Origin of the sequence: Nocardia sp. NPDC005978 (assembly GCF_040614455.1) — a bacterium.
Taxonomy (GTDB): Bacteria; Actinomycetota; Actinomycetes; order Mycobacteriales; family Mycobacteriaceae; genus Nocardia.
Genome location: NZ_JBEXUS010000029.1, coordinates 1 through 15487 on the forward strand (window position 1 = coordinate 1; position 15487 = coordinate 15487).

A 15487-nucleotide genomic window follows, 5' to 3' on the forward strand; every position below is an offset into this window, starting at 1 on the left:
CGTGCGCTCGCGCGCACCGGACCCGGCGCCGCCGGACCACTAGGCTGCTCACCGCAACCAAAGGAGTTCGGAATGACAACTTTCGATCGCGGTCCCTCGATGTTCCCGGCGTGGTTCGATCGGCTACAGGTCAAGTACATGAATCCGGCGATGCGCCGCGTCGCGCCCTACCTCCCGGGCTTCGCGGTCATCGAGCATCGCGGCCGCAAGTCGGGCCGGGCGTACGCGACGCCGGTCAACGCCTTCAAGTCCCGGGGCACCTTCGCGGTCGTGCTCGGTCACGGCATCACCGACTGGGCGCGCAACGCGGTCGCCGCGGGGGATACCACCGTGCGCTCGCAGTTCCGCACCATCCGGATCACCAACGCGCGGATCGTGGCCCCCGGCCAGGGCGGCGCGGAGCTCCCCAAGCCCGCCCGCCTCGCAGGCGGAAAGTTCAACATCTTCCTCGCCGACATCGCCTAGCCGCCGCGGCCCCGGCCGGTCAGAACGTCACGCCGTATTCGGCGAGCAGCGTGCGTGTGAACGCGGCCGCCGCGGGCGTGGAACGTCCGGTGGGTACGGCCAGCCCGAATTCCCATTCGATGGCCGGGGTCGTGTGGACGGTGTGCAGTTCGGGGAAGCGTTTCGCCGCCGATTCCGGCAGCAATGCGGGTCCGAGTCCACTGCGCACCAGGTCGGCGATCATCTCGAGCGCGGCGGCCTCGTACCGGAACTCGAGCCGCACATCGGCGTTCGCGAGCGCGTCGTTGATCACCTCGCTGATGATCCACTCCTGCGGCAGCGCGACGAAGCAGTCCCCGGCCAGCTCGGGCAGCGACACCGAGGCCCGCTGTTCCAGCCGGTGCCCGGGCGGGCACAGCAGCACCACGGCTTCGCGCGCCAGCGGAACCACGCGCACCCCGGGCGGCGGCTGCACGGGCCGGGCCACCAGCGCCAGGTCCAGCGATCCGTCGGCGATACTGGCCATCCGTTCCGCCGCGCGGGCGGCCGGTTGCGTCAGCCGCAGCCGCACCAGGGGATGTTCGTCGTGGAACCGGGCGAGCACGGCGGTCAGATCCACCGAGCCGTGCGAGAGCAGAATCGCGAAAGTGACCGAGCCGCTCAGATTGTCGCGATAGTCGACGACGGAGTCGGCCGCGCGGCGCGCGGCGTTCAGCACGATCCGGGCCTCCGGCAGCAGGGCGGCTCCGGCCGCGGTCAGCGAGATCCGCTGCCTGGAACGATCGAACAGCGCGGCGCCCAGATCGTTTTCGAGCTTGGCGATCGACGCCGACACCGCCGACTGCACCACGTGGACCTGTTTCGCGCCCTGCGAGAAGCTCAACTCGGTGGCGACGGCGACGAAGTACTCCAATTGCCGGAGTTCCATAGCGAGAGGCTACCAATTGTGGGGGTCGTCTCCGTGACATCCAGCGTCCGGCTCGCACGACCGGGCGGTATCGCCATCGTCGATGAGCCGAATCGCGTGCGTGCGTTGGACTCGCATCCGCGGCGGGCCGAGCCTGGGGTCGAGTAATTCGCTCAATGGTTATCGGGGCATCCTCCGGCAGCGCGGCCGACCTGAAGGCCCTGCTTCACGGGATGAGAAGTACATGATCAGCAAGCGTGCAATCTCGGTTCGTCAGCGCTCGATTCTCACGCTGGGGGCCTCGGCCACGGCACTCTCCCTGCTCTTTCTCGGCGCGCCGGCCGCTGTTGCCGATCCGCCGCTGGGCATCGACACCGGATCCGCGGGGCTCGGTGCGGTCCCGGGTTCGGCCGGTGTGGATGCCGGCCCGATCGGCGTCGGCGCGGTGACCGGCAGCGGCGACGTCCCGGGCACGGGCTCGGCGGCCACGGACACCGGCGGCGCACTCGCGCTCGGAACCGGCAGCGGCGCAGGCGGTTCGGAGGTCGTGGATGCGGGCAGCGCCGCGGCATCCGGTAGTGCCGGAGCTCTCGCGGCCGGTAGTTCGCAGGCCCTGGACGCGGGGAGCGCGGGTGCGGCGGGCAGCGCCGGTGCGGGTAGCGCGGCCGCGGCCGGCAGTACGGACGCGGGTAGCGCCGGTGCCGCGGGCAGTGCGGGCGCGGGCAGCTCGGCCGCTGAAACCGGTAGTGCCGCAGTGGCTCTGGGGCTCGGATCGGCCGGTGCGGGTGCGGGTGCCGCCGGTGCTGCCGGTGCGGGTGCCGCCGGTGCGGCGGGGGCCGGCGCCGTGGGAGCCGGTGCGGGTGTCGGCGGCGCGGCTCTCGGGAGTGCGGGTCTCGGCAGCGCCGGGGCGGGAAGCGCGGAATCCGGAAGCGCGGCGGTGGGCAGCGCCGGCATCGGCAGTGCCGCGGTGGGTAGCGCCGCTTTGGGCAGTGCCGGGGTCGGCAGCGCCGCCCTGGGCAGCGCGGCGGTCGGTAGTGCGGCACTCGGTAGTGCGGCGGCCGGCGGAGCCGCGGGCGGCACGGCGCTCGGAGGTGTGCTGCTGGGCCTCGGTGCCGGCGGCCCCGGCCGGAACGGTCAGACCGGCCCGGGTCAGAACAGCCCGGGTCAGGACCCGAACGGACAGAACCGGAACGGGCAACCGCGCGGCGTCGGTCCGGCTCCGATCCACACCGCACCGGGCACGTCCGGCCGCGATGGAACAACGCTCACCCCCGCCGAAACGGTCTATTCGCAACAGCCGGACACCGCCGGAACCCCCGGCGCGGCCGCCTATCCCGTCCCGCTCGGCCACCCCGAAACCGGTGCGGGCGGTCTGGTGACGTCCGATCGTGCCCTCCTGGCCGCTTTCGGCCTGCTCTCGCTCCTGGGTGCGGGCCTGCTGGTGTCGCACACCGTGCGCCGCCCGGCTCGCGCCGAGTCCTGACTCCGGCCCGGATACGCAGCGCATGTCCAAGGTTCGATCAGCCCTGTCCTGGGTCGTCGTCGCCCTGCTGCTGGCGGTGGGCGCTGTCCTGCTCACCGCCAACGGCGCCGTCGGGCAACGGAATCCGCCGCCCACGGCCATCGACGCCGGTTCGGGGACGCCGCCGCCCGCGGTGCCGCCGCTCGCGCGCTCGGCCCCCGTAACCCTGTCCATCCCGGCCCTGGGCCTGACCACCACGCTCGACGGTGTGGGCTTGACACCCGATGGCACGGTGCAGGATCCGGCCTCCTTCGACCGCCCGTCGTGGTACCGCCCCGGTGCGACCCCCGGCGAACGGGGATCGGCGGTCATCCTCGGCCACGTCGATTCCTATCGCGGTCCGGCGGTCTTCTTCCGCCTCGCCGACCTCCGCCCCGGCGATGCCATCGACGTCACCCGAACCGACGGCCGCACGGCCCATTTCGTGGTGACCCGCACCGAAACGGTGTCCAAGACCGATTTCCCCGCGCGGGCCGTCTACGCTGATCACGGCGTGCCCGAACTCCAATTGGTCACCTGCGGAGGCGAATTCGACATCGGCAACCGCTCGTACCTGTCCAACGTCATCATCTATTCCGCGCTGACCGACCCGCCAGCCGCCGCGACCCGCTCCGGGTAGCCGCGCCGCACACGCCGGGCGCACCGTCCGCTGCCGGACACGCGCCGCCCCCGCATACGCCGACGGCGTGGCCGCGGAATCCACGGCCACGCTGTCGAATTCGAGTGATCAGTGCGCCTGGACCGCACCCTGCTTCGGCAGTCCGAACACCACCGCAAACGACACCGCTGTCAGCGCGATCGCCACGCCGGTGACCGATCGAATCGCGGTCAGCGCCACCTCCGGCCCGTCCCCGAGCGCGAAGCCGCTGAAGAACACCGTGCCCAGCACCGCCACGCCCAGCGCCGCCGCACCCTGCTGGAAGGACTCCAACATGCCCGAGGCCGAACCGATCTCGTGATCCTGGAGCTCACCGACGATGATGCCGAACAGCGGCACGAAGATCATGCCCATGCCGAGGCCGTAGGCCAGCAGCGCCGGCGCGAGGGCCGCGGGAGTGGGCGCACCGTCGCCGCCGAACTGCGCGAACAGCGCCACGAGCCCGATCAGCATGCCCGCCAGTCCCAGGTGCAGTACCTTGCGCCCGAGCTTGGGGGCGAGCCCGGCGCTGACCCCGGAGCCCAGGAACGCCCCGACCGCCCACGGCGCCATGGTCAGGCTCGCCCGCAGCGCGCCGTATCCGAGGCCCAGCTGCAGGAACAGGCCGACCGCCAGCGAAAAGCCGCCCACCCCACCGAAGAACACGGTCACGAACCCGATACCCGACGTGTAGGAACGCTTGGCGAACACGCTCATCTCGATGAGCACGACCCGGCCGTCCCGCGCCCGCCGCACCTGGTCGAGCACGAACAGCCCCAGCACCGGAATCGAAGCGATCAGCGTCGCCACCATCCACCACGGCCAACCGGCTTCGCGACCCTCGACCAGCGGGTACAGCAGCATGCCCATGCCGAGGCCCGCGACGACGGCGCCCCGCAGATCCAGCGTCAGCCCCGGCAGCGGCGCGGCGGCGGGCAGCGTCCACACGGCCAGTGCCAGCGCCACCGCGCCGAGCGGCAGGTTCATCAGGAAGATCGAACGCCAGCCGGTGCCGAGGACGTCTGCGTCGATGAGCAGCCCGGCCACGATCGGACCCGCGATGGTGGCGATGCCGATCATCGGCCCGAAAGCCGCGTAGGCCTTACCGAATTCGCGCCCGAACAGATCGCGGATCAGCCCGAAGCACTGCGGCACCATCACCGCCGCGAACAGGCCCTGCGCTACCCGCCCGGCCAGCAGCATGTCGATCGATCCGGCGACGCCGCACAGCACCGAGGTGATCAGGAACCCGCTGAGCCCGATCAGCAGCACCCGCCGCCGCCCGAACATGTCCCCGAGCCGGCCGCCGGTCAGCAGTCCGATCGCCATCGCGAGGGTGTATCCCGCGCTGAGCCACTGCACGGTGGCGACCGAGCCGCCGATGTCGCCGCGGATCGCGGGCGCCGCCACGTTGACGATGGTGGCGTCGAGCAGATTGAGCAGCGTCGCGGCCAGGATCGCGATGAGCCCGATCCAGCGCCGCGGCATGGGTGCGTCCGAATCCGTTGTCGTCGTGCCTGTTTCGATCACTGGTTGATCGGTGGTGATTGTCACTGCGGTCTCCCTGACGACTGTCCGTTGCAGGAACGGAATGTTCGGTTCCGTTCAATTAGAACAGAATGATCCATTCCGTTCAAGTCGTATCGGGGGATAGTCCGTCCGGGTGCGCGGTCCACGAAAACGCGTAACCGATGTGTTACGCTTTTTCGGTGGACGAAGTAGCCGCCGCGATCGCCGATCCGGTGCGCCGGGAGATCCTGCTGCTGTTGCGCACGGACCGGCTCACCGCGGGGGAGATCGCCGAGAATTTCGCGATCAGCAGACCCGCGATCAGCCGGCACCTGCGGGTGCTGCGCGAATGCGGTCTCGTCCGCGACGAAGTGGCCGGGCGGCAGCGGTTCTACACCCTCGACGCCCATCCGCTGCGTGAGATCGCGGGCTGGATCGCGCAATTCGAGCGCCGCGACGCCTGGGAGCGGCACTTCGACGCGTTGGAGACCGAGGTGTACCGCACGCGCCGCGAGCATCGCGCCGCACCGGCGGACACCGGGACAGCAAGGGAGAACACCGCATGACCAATCCACCCGCCGGTCGCGTCGTGCCCACCGCGGCCGGTCGCGACCTGATTCTGCACCGGACCTTCCGCGCCCCGATCGAGGACGTGTGGGCGAGCATCACCGAATCCGACCGCACCGCCCGCTGGTACGGGCAGTGGAAGGGCGAACCCGGCGTCGGCCGGACGATCCAGGTGCAGATGGCTTTCGAGGAAGGCGCGGGCTGGTCCGACATGCGCATCGACGCCTGTGACCCGCCGCGCCGGCTCGCGCTCTACGCGGCCGACGACTACGGCGTCTGGAGCCTGGACCTGGAGCTGACCCAGCAGGACGAGATCACCACCCTGCGCTTCACCCACCACCTCGACGACAAGGCCGAAGTCGAGAACGTCGGCCCGGGCTGGGAGTACTACCTCGACGCCATGGTCTCGGCCTACAACGACGGCCCGCGGCCGAATTTCGACGACTACTACCCGGCCATGAAGGCGTACTACGAGGCCCAGGACTCGGGATCGGGCGCGAGCTGAATACCCGGTCTACGTTGCACGGTCATAGATGATCCGAATCAAGTTGCAGCACTTCTGATTTCGTCATACTTCCCGGTCCGCCGCTGGTACCGTCCGCCCCGGCGCCGCTCCCCCCGGCGCCGGAAGGAAGTAGACAATGACGAAGTCCCGCTTGGCCCTGGGCGCGGGTGTGTGCGCCGCGCTGGCCGGTTCGGCGCTGGCCGCCGGTTCCGCGCACGCCGCCATCGACAGCATCGCCGCGGTCGGGCCGACGCCGGGCGCGGCGTGCCGGGTCGGGGCGGCCTGCACGATCGTCGCGACCACCACCGGCTCCGACCGCTTCGCGACGGTGGAGTTCCTGGTCGGCGACGTGGTCGTGGGATCGGCTACGCCCGTGGCGGATACCTTCGGAAAGGTGACGGCCACGCTCCCGTGGAATCCGTCCGCGTCCGGCCTGTATCAGGTGGAAGTCCGCCAGAACGGCACCGACACCTCCATGTCCTACTACGTGAGCCCGGGCGAGAACGGCTGCTGGGCCGTGCCCGGTTCGAGCGGCACCGGGTCCGCCGGCTCGGGTTCGGGCGGCAGCGGGTCCTTCGGATCCGGTTCGGCCGGTTCGGGTTCGGCCGGTAGCGGTTCGGCGGGTTCGGGCTCCGGGGGGAGCGGATCGAGCACCGGATCGCTCTGCTGATCGGATGCCGGTGAGCCGGGCGCACCCCGTGGGCCCGGCTCTTCCCCCGCACTGTGCGATCAACCTCACTTGCGACCCCGACGCACCGGGCGGTATAGCCTTTGGCTATCCGAGTGATGATGCGCAGGAGGGGCGTTGGGTACAGATCAGACATTGCTGCATCGGTTCGTGATCTCCCAGATGACGGCGATGGGCTTGGATCGCGCTCGGCTGATTCGCGAATGCCGGGTGCCGGACTGGACTTTGACCGGCAACGGCGTTCACGTCGCGAGTGAGACCTTCTGGCGGCTGTGGGAGATCGGGGCGCGCTGGCTCGACGACCCGGATGTCGCGCTGCACGTGGCGAGTCGTTACGAGCTCAAGGCGACCGGACTGTACGACTACCTGTTCACCAGCGCGCCCACGCTCGGCGCGGGCCTGGCCACCTGCGGCCCGTACGTCAGCGCGGTGACCACCAACCATCGATTCGATCTGGTCGACGGCGGTGGGGGACCGATGCTGCGGCTCGACATGGTCGACGGGGGTGACGCGACGCGCGACTACACCCAGCTGTGGGGGCTTATCGCCGTGCTGACCCGCGCGCGGCACGTCGTCTCCGCGCCGCTGAACCCGGTGCGGGTCGCGCTGCGCCGTCCCGCACCGCGCCGGCTCGACACCTACCGGGAGGTGTTCGGCACCACCGCAATCGAATTCGGCGCCGACATCGACGCGATGACCTTCCGCCCCGCCGATATGGAGCGCCCGCTCACCACCGCCGATCCTGTGCTGGCGGCCGTGCTGCGCCCCCTGGCCGAGGCGCTGCCGCCGCCCCCGCCGCTGGAATCCGCGTGGCCCGAGCGCGTGGCCGTGGCGGTCGCTCAGGCCCTGGACGAGGGCGAGGTCTCGCTGGACGTGGTGGCGCGCAGACTGGCGACCAGTCCGCGCACGCTGCAGCGCCGGCTGGCCGACGCGGGCACGACCTGGCGACAGGAGCTGGACCGGGCGCGTTCGGCCCGGCTGGTGGCGGCCTCCACCGCGGGCCCGGTGAGCCGGGGCAGACAGGCGCAGCTGCTCGGCTACGCCGACGCGGCGTCCATGCGCCGGGCCTCGCTGCGCTGGGCCGTGGTGGCCCATGCGCACGCTCCCGCGCCGCCGCGCTAGGTCCGCAGATGGCTGGCGGCGATGCGCCAGAAGGTGGCGTGTTCCATCGTCGCGAAATCCCAATCCTCGATGAGCGCGTGTGAGGTGGCGACGATTCCGTGCACGTCGAAGTCTTCCCGGGTCGCCGTGCCCTTGGCTTCCAATGCCGCCACCACATAGGCAAGAGCACGTTCTCGGGAGTGTTGCACGTGGATCTCCTCGCAAGCGGTTCGACTCGGGTGTGCGTCCTGGACCGGCGGGCGGAAACATGCGGTGGCGGATGCCGATTCGCACCGCGTGGCGCGCCGTGGACATCCAGTGTTGCCCCGCAGTCGCTGCACGACCAGTCCAGAACGCGTCAGCATCGGGCAAACGCGTCACGGTCCGCCGAGACCGCCCGCGGGATGCGCCGGCGGCATGGTCGCCGCGCGCGAAATGCCGGTCCGCGCGGGAGCGCGCGGGCGGATCCGGCCCGGGGCAGTAGTGTGCCCTCCGTGGAAATCGAAAGCCGTTATTACGCATACGAAACCGATCTGTGGGAACGGCTGGCGGCCCTGCTGCCCACGGACCAGGACGCGGCGCGCTTTCGCGACTGCCGCGCGGCCGGTGAACAGGAAGCCGGTCTGACGCTGCTGACCAAGCGCCTGCTCGAAGATCAGGTGCCGGTCGCCGATATGGTGCGCGCCGAACTGGAGGTGCTCGCCGAGGAATGGGGTGAGCGCACGGCGCTGCATGCCGAGATCGCCTCGTGCGTCCGCGATTCCGGTGATGCGGGCGCGGTGCGCCTGGTGGCCGACGAGTGCGCGGCCCCGATCGATGCCGCCGCGCTCGGCCTCGGCGCGACGCCGCTGGCCGGCCTGCTGGTGATTCCGTGGATCCAGTGCAACCGCTGCGCCAGCCTGCTGTGCCGCGTCCACGACCGCGATCCCCGCGGCGGCCTGCGCCAGCTGGCCTCGCACTACATCATAGGCCATCGCCGCCAGGTGCCCACCGACGAGGCGGAGATCTACGCGGAGAACGACCTCTACAGCGCGTTCGAGTCGCTGCGGAACTGCACCCACCCCCGCTAGCGCGGCCCGCCGAAATTCGGTCGCGCCCGGTTCCCGGGCTCACCTAACGTCCCGGTATGAACGAAATGGACCGGGCGCACGGCGTCTCCCGGGTGGCGGTGCTGACCGGCGCCGGGATCTCGACCGGCCCTACGACGCCCTCGCCACCGCGGTGATCCGGGAGCCGATCGGTACCGCACTGCCGCGGATCTGCCGGGAGGTGGCGGCGCGCCGCACGGCGGCGGAGACGGCCGGCGCCTGAGGGTGGACGGTGTGGAACACGGAGTTTTCGATCTTGGCTCGGCGTGTGCCGTGCGCGGCTACAGTTTGGCGGTTCGCTACGGATCGACAAGAGGTGCACGGCAGTGAAGAGTTCGGCTCGGGTGCGGGTGCTCACCGCGGCGTGCGGCGCGGCCGCGGTGCTCACCGCGGTGACGCCGCCGGCCACGGCGCAGGCTCCGGACGGCAAGACCCTGGTGGTGATCGGCGATTCCTTCGCGGCCAACGGGGAGATCCTCGACCTGGTGAACACCGGGGCGGACACCGGCTGTGCGCATGTGCCGACCTCGTGGCCGACCCAGCTCACCCGGCGGCTGGAGCTGGCCCCGGACGACGTCCAGGACACCTCGTGCCAGGGCGGCACCATCGACACCTCGGGCTGGACGCTGGCGCATCAGGTGAAGCGGGCCATGGCCGACAACGCGTTCGGGGCGCGCACCCGCACGGTGGCGATTCAACTCGGCATGAACGACGCCTGGGGCGCGGAGAAACCGGTCGCGCTGTCGATGGCCTGCCTGAGTGATGTGCTCGCCGGTTGCGGTCGCGAGGCCGCCGCGCAGGGCCGCGCCCCGGACCTCGACGCGGTCACCGGCCGGGCCTACGCCGACCGGGTCCGCCAGGCGGTGACCTACATTCGCTACTACGCGCCGAACGCGCGGGTGGTTTTCGTGGGCTACCCCGAAATACATTCCCCCGGGCAAGAATCCGCTTGCGCGAGTGTGCTGGGTGTCGATGTGGTGCAGCCCCGAGCCGGGGCGGTCACCGGGTTTCTGGATCGGATCGACGCCGCCCAGCGCGAAGCGGCGGCGCTGCTGCAGGTGGATTTTCTCGATAGCCGATCGGTAACCACCGGTCACGGAGCATGCACCCCGGAGCCCTGGGTGGACGGCATCTTCGACCCGGGGACCGAACTGTTCGGATTCCCCTGGCACCCGACCGCGCAGGGCGATTCCGCGGTGGCCGGAGCCATGCAGGAGTTGATCTCCGAGGGCTGAACCCGAGCCCCCGTGGACGCCCGGAATTGTCGGTGGGTCGCCGTAGAGTTGCGGTTATGAGCAATTCGATGTGGCGGCGCGCCGAGAGCGATGAATTCAGTTGCGCGGCCGGTGGTTCGGATAGCACTGTGTTCGTCGTAAGAGATTCGCGTGCAGGGTCATGGGGAGTGACCCTCCGGGGGGAAGGAAGTAATGTCATGAACTGCAAAACGATTCGCGGAGACCATCGTGGGCCGAGGTTCGCCAAGGCCAGTTTCAGCTACGGTGGCGGCGACTGCGTCGAGGTCGCCTACCACGAAGGACAGATCGCGGTTCGCGATTCCAAGGACAGGCACAGCCCGACGCTGTGGTTCACGAAATCCGAATGGCGGGCGTTCACCTCGGGTGTCCGCGCCGGCGAATTCGATTTCGGCGACTGATGTGTGTTGGTGGTGTCGCAGCGAAATTCGCTGCGACACCACCACCCCCACATGCGGCCGACCCCTCGACGGCCGCTGGAAAATGGTCATTGGGTTGCGATGCGGTGGATTTCGTCCCGGAGTTCGGTGAGAAATTCGCGGGCATCATTGTCGAACAAAGCCATTCCCGTCAGCGCCGTCCAGCGGCGGCGATGGGCGTCGACCAGTTCGGGGCCACGGGTCACCAGGTTGCCCGCGATCGGCTCCGCGGAGGCGATCGCGTGGTCCTCGTTCTCGTAGATGACGAAACCGTGCGGGATCGTGGTGCTCGCCTCGATATCCTGCGGAATCACCCCGATCTCGACGGTATCGAGGGTTTCGATCGAGATGGTCCGGTCCAGCTGGGCGAGCAGCATGCGGTACGGTCCGGGCCGAAAACGCAGGGCCGCTTCGGTGATCAGGAATTCGAAGCGCTTGGCGGGGTCGTACAGCACCTGCTGGCGCTCGAGACGCGCGGCCAGCGCGGACGCCAGGGCGTCGGGCGCGTAGGGCGGATCGAAGGTGGCGAACACCCGGCGGGCGTAGTCGGCGGTCTGCAGCAGACCCGGCATGAGCGCGGGCTGAAAGTTGCGCACCACCCGTGCGTCCTGTTCGAAGGCCCGCACGTCGTCCTGCAGGTGCGGGCGGATCGCGAGCGACGCCGCCCAATCCTGCATCTCGGGCGTATGCGCGGCTTCGGTGAGCGCGCGTAGCGAATGCCGGCAATCATCCTGCGCGCCAACCGCTTCGGCCCAGTCGAGTACCTGGGGTAGCGGCGGCACCACCTGTCCCGCCTCGATCCGGGACAGCGTCGACTGGCTGATGCCGACGCGCTTGGCCAGCTCCCGCCCGGAAATCCCGGCCATGTCCCGCAGCCGCCGCAGCTCCGCCGCCAATTGCTGGCGCGGGCGCGACTGGTACGCAACCGAGTTCGCGGCGGATGCCGCGTCGGTCGCGCCCGGTGGCGGCTGATTCTCTGGGTTCATGATGATTCAGATCGAATCATCTCGATTCAGTCGCGTCAAGCCGGGGTGGGTAAATCGTGAATCATAGCGGAATCGCATGTCCGCCAAGGGGATTGCTGGTCCTTCCAAAAAATCCCCGGACCAGCTGAAATGTGACAATCTGCGCAATTGACCCGGTGATTCGGGTCATCGCCGACTTCGCCCGGGTCAGCGTGCATCACGTCGCCCGGGGCGTCGCGCTAGCCCGCCGATTTCGGTGATTCGAAGTCCGCGAAGTCGAATCCCGGCGACACGACGCAACTGACCAGAACCTCGTCCGCCGTTCCCGGCAGTGGTTCCGCGCTCTGCCACCACCCGGCCGGAACCAGCACCTGCGGTCGCTGCCCCGCCAGTACGTCACCCCCGAGCACGTGGTCCCGGAAGTCGTCCGGCCGGGAACCGTTGCCGCCGAGGGTGAGACGCAGCGGCAGGCCGGTGTGCCACAGCCACAGCTCGTCCGAGCGCACCCGATGCCACACCGATCGCTCGCCGGGGCCGAGCACGTAGTAGATGCCGGTGCCGGCGGCGCGCGCCCCCGGATAGCCGGACGGGGTGAACGAGTGTGCGCTGCGCCAGGTTTCCCGGAACCAGCCGCCCTCGGGGTGCGGCAGCAGATCCAGGGCGTCGACCAGGGGAGAACGGCGGTCCAGGCCGACATACGCGCCGGTGACATCGCGCCGGGCATAGCGAATTTCGGTGATCGCGGCACGTTCGACGGATCCGTCGGCGCGGACGAGCGCGGGATCGAGGACGGCGGCCACCATGGGTTCGCTCGCGTCCCGATGGGAGCCGTTCGCGATAGCCAGCAGGGTGGCTTCGTCCGGGGCGGTCCGCGACCGGCCCGCGGATTCCCGCACGGTGATCGGTCCGTCGGACGCCCGCAGTTCCGGCAGGCTCAGCAGCAGGAAGATCTGATCGCTCGGCATTGCCGCCAATTTACGCCGCGGAAGCTGAAGCGCCAGGATTCGAACCTGGACCGGCGAGGTCAGAGCTCGCCATGCTGCCGTTACACCACGCTTCATCGACAATCGGTATGCCCGGGAGGATTCGAACCTCCAACATCTTGCTTCGTAGACAAGCGCTCTATCCGTTTGAGCTACGGGCATGGGACCCCGGGCGAATGTCGTCGTTGACATCTACTCGGCACTGAGGTGCTCGGGGTGGGGGTGGGATGATTCCCGCTCGGCCGGGGCGGGTCTCGGAAAACGCAAGGGCCGCTTCGAGAATCCTCGAAGCGGCCCTGAGATGAGTTCGTGCACGGACCTCAGGTGCCACTCCGGATTCGGCGGCAGCCGGCTACGAAGAGCGTGCGCCCACGGACGCCGTCGAGCCGGATGATCTGCTGATTCCGCTGCTGTCGTGCCATTGCCTCACCCTCCTCGGAGGTCTCGTCGGTGCGTTGCCATCACGGTAGCAAGCGCGTATTCGGTTGGTAAACCGATTAATTGGGGCCCCGCCGTTCCGGTCAGGCGCGGGCCAGCTCGAGCAGGCGCCGCAGCGTGGTCAGCTGTTCCTCGAACGGGGTCTCCATCTTGGCCAGCAGGGTCGAGATCCCGGCCGCGCGATACCGCTCGATCCGCTCTGCGATCGCCTCGGGCGTCCCGACCAGATTGGTGTGACTGCCCAGCTCCAGCGGTACCGCCCGCCGGGCCTCGTCGCGATTGCCCGAGGCCCAGAGCTCGGCGACCCGCTGCACGGCCGGACCGAAACCCATGCGGCCGAACGCCTCGTTGTAGAAGTTCCGCCCGCCCGCGCCCATCGCCCCGATGGTGAACGCGTAGCCCTGGGCGTGACGTCGAATCCGTTGCGCGGCATCGGCGTCGGAGTCGGCGAACTCGACGGCGACCGGCGCGACGAGATCCAGATCGGCCAGGGTGCGCCCGGCGGATTCCGCGCCGGCGCGCAGCGGGTCCAGGAACACCTCGCCCGCTTCGGGAATGAACGCGTTGCCCAGCCAGCCGTCCGCGGCCGCGCCGGTGAGATGCAGGTTCGCCGGGCCCATGGCCGCCACGTAGATCGGTACCTCGCGCGGTGCGACCATCGGCCGCAGGGCGCGACCTGCGCTGTCGGGCAGCGGCAGGGTGTAGATCTCGCCGTCGTAGGCGAGCGGTTCGCCGCGGCTGATCAGGCGCACGATCTCGATGGTTTCGCGGGTGGTGCGCACCGGTTTGCGGAAGCGCACCCCGTGCCAGCCCTCCATGACCCGCGGCCCGGAGACGCCGATGCCGAGCCGGAACCGGCCCCCCGACAGCTCCTGCAGGCTCAGCGCCGAGGTGGCCAGCAGTGCGGGGGAGCGGGATCCGAGCTGAACCACGAAGGTGCCCAGCTCGATCGAATCGGTCTCGGCGGCGAGATAGGCCAGCCCGGTGAGCGCGTCGTAGCCCCAGACCTCCGGCACCCACAGCGAGGTGACGCCGAGCCGTTCGGCTTCCCGTGCGAAGTCCGCGGCGCCGGGCAGGCGGGGCTCGATGACGACGCCGACCCGAAGTGATTTCCGTATGGGATCCGATTCGACCATGGACTATGTTATAGATCATAGAAACTGTTGTTGGGAACCCCCGAGAGGCCGCAGCGTGCGCTACCGCGATCAACCGACCGTCGAAGTCTCCGAACGCGTCGCCTGCACGCCCGCCCGGGCCTGGGAGCTGCTCACCGACATCACGCTGTCGTCCCGGGTGTCCGAGGAACTCGCCACCGTGGAATGGCTCGGCGATGCGGACGCGGTGGCGCTGGGCGCGCGCTTTCGCGGTACGAACCGGCACGATGCTTTGGGTGCGTGGAGCACCGAGTGCGAGGTGATCGAGCTGGAGCCCGAGCGGCGCTGGGTGTGGGCGGTGCACGGCCCCGATGGCGTCAGCGCCACCTGGGGTTTCGAGGTTGACCCGGCCAATTCCGGTGTGATCGTGCGGCAGTGGGGCCGCATGGGCCCGGGTCCGTCCGGCCTGAACGTGGCCATCACCGCCATGCCGGACAAGGAGGCCCGGATCGTCGCCAATCGCCTGACCGAGTGGGAGCGCAACATGCGCGCCAACCTGGCGGCCGTGAAGGCGGCGGCGGAGGCGCGGGGGTAGTCATGGCCGAACGCGGCGCCACCAAACGCAGAATGCTGATCGGCGGTGTGGAACTGCTGCGCGAACGCGGCTCCGCCGGAGTCACGATCGACGCCGTCCTGTCCCGCACCGGTGCGCCCCGCGGGTCGGTCTACCACCACTTCCCGGGCGGCCGCCGCCAGCTCCTGAGCGAGAGTCTGGGCCTGTCGGGTGACGCGATCACCGCCCTGATCGAGTCGTCCGCGGCTGCCGGTCCCGGCGAGGCGTTGCGGGTGCTCCTGGAGTTCTGGCGAAAACTGCTCCGGGACAGCGACTTCCAAGCGGTCTGTCCCGCGGTGGCGGTGGCGGTCGGCGGCACCGAGGACGACCGCGCCCTGCACCCCGAGGTGGCCGCGATCCTGACTCGCTGGCGCACCGCCCTGGCCGCCTCGCTCCTGGCCGCCGGCGTCCCCGCCGCGCGAGCCGAAACCCTTGCGACCCTGACCCTCTCCGCTGTGGAGGGTGCGATAGTCCTGTCCCGGGTGGATCGCTCCCTGCGGCCCCTCGAACAGGTGGCCGCCGAACTGGAACCCCTGCTGCTCGCCGCGGTCCCGCACTCGGACCGGTGACGGCCACCCGAACTCGCCACGCTTTCCGGGTGTTCGATCGGGATTCGAATGCCCATGAATGTGATGTCTGTCCGATCGAAAGCCATTTTGGTAGAGCATGATTCGACATTCGTGCTTGTTGGCGCGCTTTCCCGAGCCTCGCTAGGCTGGTGTCGGTTGCCGGCCGGTATTTCGCAGCGAGGCAA

Annotated in this window: 18 protein-coding genes and 2 tRNA genes; 12 read left to right on the forward strand and 8 right to left on the reverse strand. The window is 69.8% G+C overall.

Going from position 1 to position 15487, the window contains the following annotated elements; translation table 11 throughout:
• Positions 1-72 precede the first annotated feature (72 nt).
• The gene (locus ABZ319_RS15645; RefSeq protein ID WP_354987089.1) at positions 73-465 is read left to right on the forward strand and encodes a nitroreductase family deazaflavin-dependent oxidoreductase; all 393 of its coding nucleotides are present in this window, start codon (positions 73-75) and stop codon (positions 463-465) included.
• Positions 466-484: 19 nt separating this feature from the next.
• Here ABZ319_RS15645 and ABZ319_RS15650 read toward each other — a convergent pair whose 3' ends face one another.
• Entirely contained in the window at positions 485-1372 is an 888-nt protein-coding gene (locus ABZ319_RS15650) for a LysR family transcriptional regulator (protein WP_354987090.1), read from the reverse strand.
• Between the two features lie 223 nt (positions 1373-1595).
• Here ABZ319_RS15650 and ABZ319_RS15655 point away from each other — a divergent pair, with 223 nt between their 5' ends.
• Positions 1596-2834 carry a hypothetical protein gene (locus tag ABZ319_RS15655; RefSeq protein ID WP_354987091.1) on the forward strand — a complete coding sequence of 413 codons (1239 nt, stop codon included), beginning with the start codon at positions 1596-1598 and terminating at the stop codon, positions 2832-2834.
• Positions 2835-2856: 22 nt separating this feature from the next.
• Entirely contained in the window at positions 2857-3492 is a 636-nt protein-coding gene (locus ABZ319_RS15660) for a class F sortase (RefSeq protein ID WP_354987092.1), read from the forward strand.
• 108 nt (positions 3493-3600) lie between these two features.
• Here the strand turns inward: ABZ319_RS15660 and ABZ319_RS15665 are convergent, their stop codons facing one another.
• On the reverse strand, positions 3601-5064 hold the full coding sequence (locus tag ABZ319_RS15665) for an MFS transporter (RefSeq protein WP_354987093.1): 1464 nt from the start codon (positions 5062-5064) through the stop codon (positions 3601-3603).
• Between the two features lie 137 nt (positions 5065-5201).
• Here ABZ319_RS15665 and ABZ319_RS15670 point away from each other — a divergent pair, with 137 nt between their 5' ends.
• The 4 genes from ABZ319_RS15670 (at position 5202) to ABZ319_RS15685 (ending at position 7901) form a co-directional block, all read left to right on the forward strand.
• The gene (locus ABZ319_RS15670; RefSeq protein WP_354987094.1) at positions 5202-5585 is read left to right on the forward strand and encodes a metalloregulator ArsR/SmtB family transcription factor; all 384 of its coding nucleotides are present in this window, start codon (positions 5202-5204) and stop codon (positions 5583-5585) included.
• On the forward strand, positions 5582-6091 hold the full coding sequence (locus tag ABZ319_RS15675) for an SRPBCC family protein (RefSeq protein WP_354987095.1): 510 nt from the start codon (positions 5582-5584) through the stop codon (positions 6089-6091). The genes ABZ319_RS15670 and ABZ319_RS15675 overlap by 4 nt, the downstream gene beginning before the upstream one ends.
• Positions 6092-6227: 136 nt before the next feature.
• Positions 6228-6761: a hypothetical protein gene (locus ABZ319_RS15680; RefSeq protein ID WP_354987096.1), complete on the forward strand. Its 534-nt coding sequence runs from the start codon at positions 6228-6230 to the stop codon at positions 6759-6761.
• Between the two features lie 135 nt (positions 6762-6896).
• The gene (locus ABZ319_RS15685; RefSeq protein ID WP_354987097.1) at positions 6897-7901 is read left to right on the forward strand and encodes an AraC family transcriptional regulator ligand-binding domain-containing protein; all 1005 of its coding nucleotides are present in this window, start codon (positions 6897-6899) and stop codon (positions 7899-7901) included.
• Here the strand turns inward: ABZ319_RS15685 and ABZ319_RS15690 are convergent.
• Positions 7898-8089, reverse strand: coding sequence for a hypothetical protein (locus ABZ319_RS15690; protein ID WP_354987098.1), 192 nt, complete (start codon positions 8087-8089; stop codon positions 7898-7900). The two genes, ABZ319_RS15685 and ABZ319_RS15690, sit on opposite strands and share 4 nt — an antisense overlap.
• 285 nt (positions 8090-8374) lie before the next feature.
• On the opposite strand from ABZ319_RS15690, the gene ABZ319_RS15695 reads away from it, so the two are divergent.
• From ABZ319_RS15695 to ABZ319_RS15705, 3 genes are all read left to right on the forward strand, one after another.
• The gene (locus ABZ319_RS15695) at positions 8375-8950 is read left to right on the forward strand and encodes a hypothetical protein (RefSeq protein ID WP_354987099.1); all 576 of its coding nucleotides are present in this window, start codon (positions 8375-8377) and stop codon (positions 8948-8950) included.
• A 344-nt stretch (positions 8951-9294) separates the two neighbouring features.
• Positions 9295-10203: an SGNH/GDSL hydrolase family protein gene (locus ABZ319_RS15700; RefSeq protein WP_354987100.1), complete on the forward strand. Its 909-nt coding sequence runs from the start codon at positions 9295-9297 to the stop codon at positions 10201-10203.
• Positions 10204-10259: 56 nt separating this feature from the next.
• A complete protein-coding gene (locus ABZ319_RS15705; protein ID WP_354987101.1) occupies positions 10260-10622 on the forward strand; it encodes a DUF397 domain-containing protein in 363 nt (120 codons plus the stop codon).
• Positions 10623-10708: 86 nt separating this feature from the next.
• Here ABZ319_RS15705 and ABZ319_RS15710 read toward each other — a convergent pair whose 3' ends face one another.
• The 5 genes from ABZ319_RS15710 to ABZ319_RS15730 all read right to left on the reverse strand — a co-directional run bounded on the left by ABZ319_RS15710 (position 10709) and on the right by ABZ319_RS15730 (position 14162).
• The gene (locus ABZ319_RS15710) at positions 10709-11626 is read right to left on the reverse strand and encodes a helix-turn-helix transcriptional regulator (RefSeq protein WP_354987102.1); all 918 of its coding nucleotides are present in this window, start codon (positions 11624-11626) and stop codon (positions 10709-10711) included.
• A gap of 218 nt (positions 11627-11844) precedes the next feature.
• A complete protein-coding gene (locus ABZ319_RS15715) occupies positions 11845-12570 on the reverse strand; it encodes a cupin domain-containing protein (protein WP_354987103.1) in 726 nt (241 codons plus the stop codon).
• Positions 12571-12594: 24 nt separating this feature from the next.
• Positions 12595-12665, reverse strand: a tRNA-Gln gene (locus ABZ319_RS15720).
• A gap of 11 nt (positions 12666-12676) precedes the next feature.
• Positions 12677-12750 (reverse strand) — tRNA-Arg (locus ABZ319_RS15725).
• A gap of 359 nt (positions 12751-13109) precedes the next feature.
• Positions 13110-14162, reverse strand: a complete 1053-nt coding sequence (locus ABZ319_RS15730; RefSeq protein ID WP_354987104.1) for an LLM class flavin-dependent oxidoreductase — start codon at positions 14160-14162, stop codon at positions 13110-13112.
• A gap of 55 nt (positions 14163-14217) precedes the next feature.
• Between ABZ319_RS15730 and ABZ319_RS15735 the strand changes: the two genes are divergently transcribed.
• Both ABZ319_RS15735 and ABZ319_RS15740 read left to right on the forward strand, forming a co-directional pair.
• Complete coding sequence (locus ABZ319_RS15735) at positions 14218-14715, forward strand: SRPBCC family protein (RefSeq protein ID WP_354987105.1); 498 nt, start codon at positions 14218-14220, stop codon at positions 14713-14715.
• A 2-nt stretch (positions 14716-14717) separates the two neighbouring features.
• Positions 14718-15302 (forward strand): TetR/AcrR family transcriptional regulator, encoded by a 585-nt coding sequence (locus ABZ319_RS15740; protein WP_354987106.1) that lies wholly within the window; start codon positions 14718-14720, stop codon positions 15300-15302.
• The last annotated feature ends 185 nt before the right edge of the window (positions 15303-15487 follow it).

Excerpts from the sequence above, each read along its gene's own strand:
- ABZ319_RS15645 (WP_354987089.1), top strand. The coding sequence starts at position 73 with ATGACAACTTTCGATCGCGGTCCCTCGATGTTCCCGGCGTGGTTCGAT.
- ABZ319_RS15650 (WP_354987090.1), bottom strand. The coding sequence starts at position 1,372 with ATGGAACTCCGGCAATTGGAGTACTTCGTCGCCGTCGCCACCGAGTTG.
- ABZ319_RS15655 (WP_354987091.1), top strand. The coding sequence starts at position 1,596 with ATGATCAGCAAGCGTGCAATCTCGGTTCGTCAGCGCTCGATTCTCACG.
- ABZ319_RS15660 (WP_354987092.1), top strand. The coding sequence starts at position 2,857 with ATGTCCAAGGTTCGATCAGCCCTGTCCTGGGTCGTCGTCGCCCTGCTG.
- ABZ319_RS15670 (WP_354987094.1), top strand. The coding sequence starts at position 5,202 with ATGTGTTACGCTTTTTCGGTGGACGAAGTAGCCGCCGCGATCGCCGAT.
- ABZ319_RS15675 (WP_354987095.1), top strand. The coding sequence starts at position 5,582 with ATGACCAATCCACCCGCCGGTCGCGTCGTGCCCACCGCGGCCGGTCGC.
- ABZ319_RS15680 (WP_354987096.1), top strand. The coding sequence starts at position 6,228 with ATGACGAAGTCCCGCTTGGCCCTGGGCGCGGGTGTGTGCGCCGCGCTG.
- ABZ319_RS15705 (WP_354987101.1), top strand. The coding sequence starts at position 10,260 with ATGAGCAATTCGATGTGGCGGCGCGCCGAGAGCGATGAATTCAGTTGC.
- ABZ319_RS15710 (WP_354987102.1), bottom strand. The coding sequence starts at position 11,626 with ATGAACCCAGAGAATCAGCCGCCACCGGGCGCGACCGACGCGGCATCC.
- ABZ319_RS15715 (WP_354987103.1), bottom strand. The coding sequence starts at position 12,570 with ATGCCGAGCGATCAGATCTTCCTGCTGCTGAGCCTGCCGGAACTGCGG.
- ABZ319_RS15730 (WP_354987104.1), bottom strand. The coding sequence starts at position 14,162 with ATGGTCGAATCGGATCCCATACGGAAATCACTTCGGGTCGGCGTCGTC.
- ABZ319_RS15740 (WP_354987106.1), top strand. The coding sequence starts at position 14,718 with ATGGCCGAACGCGGCGCCACCAAACGCAGAATGCTGATCGGCGGTGTG.